We start from the raw sequence: 7,716 nt of genomic DNA, 5'->3' as shown, positions 1-7,716 counted from the left end.
TACAATCGAAGCTGATTTAGTGAAAGATGTGATATCAGAAGAGATCCCAGATCAAGATGAACTAGGTAGCTGTGCCTTAGCACAGCCCCATATGATTTTAGATCAATCCCATGCATTTACTATCACCAATACAAGTGACAAATCTATAAGACTATTTAGAGTTGATAACGCAACTGGTAAACCTAAATATGAAAGTGCAGCAACAGGATTTGATCATGGCTACGGAACTTTAGCTAAAGGTGAAAGCTATACTTCAGATATTTGGTATGGCGATCGTCGCTTTATAGTGACAGATACGAGATTAAACTGTTTAAGTGTGGGTGTACTAAATAATTTAAGCGCAAACTTCACAATTGATGATTTAATAGTTGCAAATGCTGCCGAGCCAGAAGTTATTCCTGCGGCAAATACCATAGGTAGCTGTGATTTAATGGAGAAACATTTAACAGGGCCATTTGAAGCTGATTTCTCATTTACAAATACAAGCAGTACACCAGTAAGAGTTTACCGAGTAGATAATGAAACTGGACAATTGAGTGAAGGCTTTGGTTTTACTACGCTACAACAAGGTGATACGTACGATAGCGCTAACACTTGGAAATGGTTTGGTAAACGTCGTGCAGCAATTACAGATACATCAGGACAATGTTTAGGTGTTGCTGTTATGACTGAAAAAGACACCGTGAATACTTATGAGATCACAGATCAATTAACTGGTGGAACGACACCTAAAGATTCTGATGGTGATGGCGTAATAGATTCTCAAGACGCATTCCCAAATGATCCAAATGAGTGGACTGATACTGATGGTGATGGCTATGGCGATAATTCAGATGCATTTGTAAATGACCCAGCCGAATGGTTAGATACTGATGGTGATGGATATGGTGATAATTCAGATGCTTTCCCAACAGATGCGACTGAGTGGGTAGATACGGATGGTGATGGAATGGGTGATAATTCTGATCCGTACCCTGAAGATCCAACTAATACAGCACCTCATTGTGGCGCAGCAACCATTAGTTATGGTCAACTTCATTCAGGTGTAACACAGTGTATATCTGGTGGTAGAAGCTCATTTTATGTTTGGATAGATAGTGACAATACACAACTAACAGTATCAACATCAGGTGGAGACGGTGATGCTGATATTCACTTTAATGCCGACACTTGGGCTACAGCAGCAAATGCGCAAGCTGAGTCTTCAACAGTAGGTAACAATGAAAGCTTTACTGTAACAGCACATAGAGGTTGGCGTTATATTGATGCAAGTACCACAAGTAATTACTCAGGTGTAAGCATCACAGTGACAATGAATTAATCCTTGTTATAACAATTGCAGAAATGTAGTTGCGAATATACCAAACGGACCGTAAGGTCCGTTTTTTCATATAAAATATAACTTAGAGCAAAATAGAGTTTTTATTCCAAACAAACGATGGCTATAATTATAATTCATTATTTAAGGTGTATTTTCATGAATTTATATTTTCGTTTGTTTTATATTTTATTATTTAAAGTTAAAAAACTGAGTTACCGAATAGGTTTACTTGATGAAGGATCGATTTCATTTCGTGCACTACCAAGTGATTGTGATATTAACTTTCATCTAAATAACTCTCGTTACCTAGCTATGATGGACTTAGCAAGAACTTGGTTGATGGCCGAAATGGGTTTATTGCATTTATTTATTAAAGATAAATGGATGCCAATAATGAATGCATGTTCAATCACTTATATTCGAGAAATTAAACCGTTTCAAAAGTTTGATATCAAAACTAAAATGATAGGTTGGGATGAAAAATATTACTACATTGAACAAAGGTTTGAATCAGAGAATACCTTACATGCAGTAGCGTATGTACGTGGTGTTTTTATTCATAAAGGCCGACGTATTGAAAATGATGAGTTGCTAAAAGTAGCAAAATTTGAAGGAGCAGTTCCTGAATTACCAGAGCCTGTTATTCATTGGAAAATGTTATTAGATGCTAAGAAAAAGCATCATAGTTAGCAGCTATATGTTTAAGGACTATAAAAAATAGTCTTTAAACACTCAATTTCAAACTTGCATCATTGAACCTGTTCTAGGCTCAGATAAAAGTTCAGTAAACACACGCCAAAGCTCATCATGGCTTGAATTTGTAACTTGGTTGGCTAAATAAACTTTAACTAAGTCTTGCCCATAGTTATAGTTGATAACATATGAGCGATTATATTCAATAAATTTAAGCCTTTGTTTTGAACGTTCTTCACTACTCAGTGCATACTTCATCAATAATTTAACAGCTTGATCTGCAGTTATTTCATTATCTAAATATTTTTGTGCAACCATATTATCAACATAAGATAATTTATGTAAAACGGCTTGTATATCGTAATATAACTTTGCTTTTTCAGGTTTTATTTCTGCCAATGGAAACAGCACTGACTGCTCAAAATCCAACCTTTCTTTTATTGGAAATACCACATCAATACCATAATTAGCACTGCCTTCAGCTAATAACGAAGCAGGAGAAAATAGATTGTAGATACAATATTCCATCCAGCCATTCTTATTCACTAAATGTTTTTCAATTAATGCATTAAAAATGTGGTGTCCAGGATAGCCTTCGTGTGCTGCTAAATCTATTACACGATCAATAAAAATTGGATGATCAGTATTGAGTTGTATTAAGCTGTAGCTGTTACCTTTATACCAATTATAAGCACTCCAAACTTGATCATTAACTAATTCAACATTGAAATTTTCATTTGTTGGAATATCAATAAAATTAAGTGTGCGCTTTCTTGCTTCATCAATAGCAGCATTAAAAACAGCATCAAGCCTGTCTACAGGTATAACAAATTCTTGGCGGTAGTCATTCATCCGAGTATTCAAATCACCTGTACCGGGTACTAAATTGTCTAGTTCTTTTAAAACGACATCAAAATGTTGAGTATTAAAAGTGGGTGGTACAACATCATATAAAGCAGCACACTCATCTAAAAACTTTAATTCATTGCCTAATAACTTGTTTATATAAGTCGCACTTGCTTTTATATGTACATATAAATAATGCACACGGCGAGATCTGTTATTGGTAATTATCTTGTCGATATCGTTTATGAGCTTACAGGCATCTTTGTAAAGCGTATTTAAATCGGTTTTACTTTGCTTAGGCTGCCAATCAGCAGGTCCATAATAAGCATCAACGTAGTATTCACTATGTTGACCTATTTTAAGAGATAGCTTCACATATTGTTCAGCAATTTTATCTATAGTTATCATGTTAACTTACACAGCTTAAGGTTATTAGTATATTGTATATCAACGGCCTTATATTAACTACTCTAGGATAATTAATGTTAAATAATAATGATACACTGATTATAATTGCTGGTTAAATAGCTTTAAAATGTTGTCAGTACTTTCACTCTATCGGTAATAGCACTCGAATCAACGTAACTTATAATGTTAGGGTTGGAAGCAACAAGGTCTATAACTGCGACGTTATTATCTACACTTTTTGGTGGAGAACCTTTACCTGTAAATACCAGTTTAGACCAATATGCTTTTAGTTGGCTTGATGATTTTTTAAGCGCCTTTGAGTTAAATTGTCCTGTAGCACTACTTGCCTCAATTTGATTCAAGGGTATAGCAACCGAACTATCCGGAAAAATAGCCGAGATATTGCAGATGCATCCATAGCGTTACTATTGAAGGATACACAATAACTGCAATATCAGGTAATGTTGTTGTGAAAAAGTCACTAATTCTCCGTCGAAATTCTTTAGTCGAAGAAAAATATTTACCATTTCTAGCATGTTCATTCATGACCATTGGAAGCCGTATTATCAATATACTAAGTGCCAACATGCTTTATGCAATGCTAATCATATCCGAGCGTTAGAAAGAGCATGGGAGCAAGATGGCATGCAATGGGCGAAGTCTGACGAGCGCTGCAGTCCCATTTACCAATAATCAAGGAGAGAATGATATTAGGATGACAAAAGTTCATCAAAAAATATCTGGATGTTTCAGAAGTATGCAGGCGCAGAGATGTTCTGTTTGATCAGAAGCTATTTATCGACTTGCAGAAAACAATATGTATCTGCAAGCCTATCTCTTGAATTGCTATTCAAAAATCAGCTTCCAGATGTATTTATTGACGATAAGGCTGAATAGTTACAAAATTTAAAACACTAGAACTTAAGTCACATCAAATTCGACAATTATCTTAATTCTCAACTTTAGTTTTATTTTATTCCCACTTTTAACTTCAACTTCCCTGTAGAGGGAAGCCTTAAATACATAAAAAACAAAAATCCTCTATAAATCAAGTATTAAACTTTTGGCATGCTTATCGCTATTACGTATCAATAATGAATAAAAAATTTATTGGAATGTTTAAAGTATGGACTTAACAAGTACTCTGAAAAAAAACCACAAAGCTTTAATAAAAAATATCTGATTGTAATTTTGATATCTTTAATTGCACTGTTTTTAATTTGGACTGGTGTGTCGTTAGATGATACTCCTTCACTAGAAAAAAATAACGTTAGAATTGCACAAGTAAAGCAAGGTACTTTTAAAGTAAATGTATCTGGATATGGTCGATTAAAAGCAAATTATCAAAGACTATTGACCAGTCAATCGCAAGCAATCGTGGAAAGCATTCAACTTTACCCTGGTGCTAAGGTTAATAAAGATACAGTCATTATGACCCTAACTGATCCTCAATTAGAGCAAGCGGTGATCAATGCCAAGCTTGAACTAGCTCGTCAAAATGCTGAATTTAATCAGCAAGTTATGACTTCAGATAAGACTATCAGAGCAAAAGTTTTAAGAATTGACCCTGTGATCACTGACGGGCGCGTGATGGTTGAGCTTGATTTAACTGGGCCACTCCCAGCAAATGCAAGACCAGAACTAACAGTGGAGGGTAAAGTACATGTTAAAGAAATAAATAATGCCCTCTATGTTGAACAACCTAATAATGTTTACAACTTTAAAGAAAAAGATATCTATCGAATGAGCCGTGATGCTCAAAGCGCACAGTTAACCACAATAAAATTTGGTACACTTTCGGATAATCAAATTGAAGTGATAAGTGGTGCTGTGCTTGGTGACAAACTGATTGTATCAGATATGTCTCAACACTCTGCTACGCAGAGAAACTTAGTAATAACGCTATAAAAAGGAATGATAATGAACAGCACAACTAATAAAACACACAAAAAACCAATTATCACGTTAAAAAATATATCTAAAACGTATCACTCATCTAATATTGAAATAAAGGCATTATCGGATATTGATTTAGATATTATGCCTGGTGATTACTTATCTATTAGCGGTCCTTCAGGCTTTGGTAAGTCTAATTTATTATCCCTTTTAGGCTTATTAGATTCTCCTAGTAAAGGCGAATATTTAATTGAAAATGTTGATACCTCGCAGCTTGATATGGACCAGCAAGCTGAGTTAAGAAATATACATATAGGTTTTGTTTTTCAGTCCTTTAATTTAATTGATGAACTCAGTATTTTTGATAACGTAGCACTACCGTTAACTTATAGGGAAGACGCTTTAACACAGTCAGAAATACAAGAACGTGTTATGAATGCATTAACACAAGTAGAAATGGAACACCGTAAAAGTCATCAACCTAACCAGTTATCTGGTGGTCAGCAGCAAAGAGTTGCAATAGCTAGAGCATTAGCTGGTCAGCCGAGCATATTTTTAGTTGATGAACCGACTGGTAATTTAGACTCTAAAAATGGAGATGCTGTAATGGATTTACTCAATAATTTAAATAAACAAGGAACAACAATTTGCATGGTGACTCATGATGTACGTTATGCAGGACATGCGACTAAACAAGTACAATTACTCGATGGTAAAATAATGCAGTTTTCTCAAGCGCAAGAGAAAACATCAAATGAAACGGCAACTTTTGTTAATCAAACTCAAGAAGCAGTGGTGTAATTAATGCTGACCTTGAGAAATTGATTACATCAGAGCAATTTCGAAGAGATTTATTATTTAGGCTTAATACAATTGAATTGCACATCCCACCATTAAGAGAACGTATAGAAGATATCACGTGTCTTAGTGAATATTTATTGGAAAAACATTCAAATAAATATCAAAGAGGGGAAATGTCTTTATTAAAAGATGCACAAATTGCTATTTTAAAACACCCTTGGATCGGAAATGTCAGAGAGCTTAGCCATAGCATAGAGCGCGCAGTGATAATGAGCGAAAATGATCAGCTAGATGTTCAGTCATTAAGCTTAAATCATCAAAATGATCCAAGTACACAAAGTTTTCCACTAATGACTTTAGAAGAAAATGAGAAAATAACCTTGGTCACAGCAATTAAACATTATCAAGGTAATGTAATTGAAGCCGGTGAGTTTTTAGGTATGAGTAAATCCGCTATTTATCGACGATTAGAAAAGTTCGCTATCGACCCAAAGAATTTGGAATGCTAGTGACTGATAAATCATCTCTAGAAAATAAGCTAGTTTACAAACTTTGTTTTTTAACAATGCTACCGCTTTTACCTTGTACTTATATTACTGACATGAGTGAGATGGATTTCCTCAGTGCCAGTACTTTAATAATGGCTTTTATGATCCCAAGTATTTTTGTTGCAAGACGATGCTTTAAAAGCGTTACTGACACGATAGAGCGCATAGGCCTACAACTTGATGCCATAGGCAACGAAGAGTTTAATAGCTGGCATTTAGCAGAGTATAAAGCGGGTAGGGTAACAAATCTTAGAAATGATTTTGAAAAATTAAGCAATAAACTCATCGATAAACGATTTGAATACATGCACAACGAATCATTTTTATCTGAATTCATTAAAGATCTCAGTTTACCGATTATAGTACTCGATCATCATCAACAAATATATTCAGCAAATCATACAATAGAATCTCTACTAAAAACCTCATCTAATAAATGGTTAGGTAAACATGCATCCACTTTAGGTTTATCTTTTGAAGATAATAAATGGCAACAAAATAGTGACACTACTTTAGGGCAACGTTTTGAAGTGACACACCATGTTTTAAAACGAAGTGGGCGTAATTATCAACTATTGGTTTTATTTTCAATAGAGCAACAACTTAGAGCAAATGAAAAACAAGTTTGGCAACGTTTGATTAGGGTACTTAATCATGAAGTGAGAAATTCATTAACGCCTATCTACTCTATGACACAATCATTACAAGAAAGGAAAATAGCGGGGCCATTAAAACCAGAACAAGAGAAGCTAGAAAAAAACATTTTACAAGTAATTGAAAAGCGTTCATTACAGTTATTAGAGTTTGTCGAGAATTATTCTGCGTTTAGTAAACTAGCACCCGCAAAAATTGAGCATGTATTACCAAAAGATATAACCGATCGTATGCGAGCCATTTTCCTTAAACTTGAAATTAAACTTAACTTATCAAATCAAGCATTTTTAGCTGACCCTGGTCAATTAGAGCAAGCACTAATTAATCTCATTAAAAATGCATTTGAAGCAAGTAAAAAAAATGAGCAAGTTTTAATGCAATGGCACCAAGATAATGAGTTTACACAGATTGATATTATTGATTCAGGCACAGGAATTGCCAATTTAGACAACTTATTTGTGCCATTTTATTCAACAAAAGAGTAAGGATCTGGTATCGGGTTAATTATTAGCCGAGAGTTTATCCGTAATCAACAGGGTGAGCTGGACT

General features: G+C 34.5%; 8 protein-coding genes and 1 pseudogene. 7 read left to right on the top strand and 2 right to left on the bottom strand.

Translation table 11 applies throughout. The annotated features are described in order from the left end of the window. Both PSA_RS24215 and PSA_RS24210 read left to right on the top strand, forming a co-directional pair. On the top strand, positions 1-1,321 hold a 1,321-nt coding region (locus tag PSA_RS24215; RefSeq protein ID WP_269432881.1), incomplete at its 5' end, for a PPC domain-containing protein. Between the two features lie 156 nt (positions 1,322-1,477). Continuing rightward, positions 1,478-2,011 carry a thioesterase family protein gene (locus tag PSA_RS24210; RefSeq protein WP_042145411.1) on the top strand — a complete coding sequence of 178 codons (534 nt, stop codon included), beginning with the start codon at positions 1,478-1,480 and terminating at the stop codon, positions 2,009-2,011. A gap of 48 nt (positions 2,012-2,059) precedes the next feature. Here the strand turns inward: PSA_RS24210 and PSA_RS24205 are convergent, their stop codons facing one another. Together PSA_RS24205 and PSA_RS25010 are read right to left on the bottom strand one after the other, a co-directional pair. Next, a complete protein-coding gene (locus PSA_RS24205) occupies positions 2,060-3,268 on the bottom strand; it encodes a hypothetical protein (protein WP_082305901.1) in 1,209 nt (402 codons plus the stop codon). Between the two features lie 122 nt (positions 3,269-3,390). Next, positions 3,391-3,630: a hypothetical protein gene (locus PSA_RS25010; RefSeq protein WP_337589994.1), complete on the bottom strand. Its 240-nt coding sequence runs from the start codon at positions 3,628-3,630 to the stop codon at positions 3,391-3,393. Between the two features lie 166 nt (positions 3,631-3,796). On the opposite strand from PSA_RS25010, the pseudogene PSA_RS25695 reads away from it, so the two are divergent. From PSA_RS25695 to PSA_RS24185, 5 genes and pseudogenes are all read left to right on the top strand, one after another. Further along, positions 3,797-4,165 (top strand): annotated as a pseudogene (locus tag PSA_RS25695) (transposase); the annotation flags it as partial. 294 nt (positions 4,166-4,459) lie between these two features. Then, on the top strand, positions 4,460-5,176 hold the full coding sequence (locus tag PSA_RS24200) for a hypothetical protein (protein ID WP_127924115.1): 717 nt from the start codon (positions 4,460-4,462) through the stop codon (positions 5,174-5,176). A gap of 12 nt (positions 5,177-5,188) precedes the next feature. Then, complete coding sequence (locus PSA_RS24195; protein ID WP_042145402.1) at positions 5,189-5,965, top strand: ABC transporter ATP-binding protein; 777 nt, start codon at positions 5,189-5,191, stop codon at positions 5,963-5,965. A 173-nt stretch (positions 5,966-6,138) separates the two neighbouring features. Beyond that, on the top strand, positions 6,139-6,474 hold the full coding sequence (locus PSA_RS24190; protein ID WP_059365080.1) for a helix-turn-helix domain-containing protein: 336 nt from the start codon (positions 6,139-6,141) through the stop codon (positions 6,472-6,474). Then, positions 6,474-7,652 (top strand): PAS domain-containing sensor histidine kinase, encoded by a 1,179-nt coding sequence (locus tag PSA_RS24185; protein ID WP_127924114.1) that lies wholly within the window; start codon positions 6,474-6,476, stop codon positions 7,650-7,652. Before PSA_RS24190 ends, PSA_RS24185 begins: the two co-directional genes overlap by 1 nt. Positions 7,653-7,716 lie beyond the last annotated feature (64 nt).

It is taken from the genome of Pseudoalteromonas sp. '520P1 No. 423' (genome assembly GCF_001269985.1).
Classification (GTDB): Bacteria; Pseudomonadota; Gammaproteobacteria; order Enterobacterales; family Alteromonadaceae; genus Pseudoalteromonas.
Note: the sequence above shows the minus strand (reverse complement) of the source record. Positions and strands in the feature narration are given on the sequence as shown.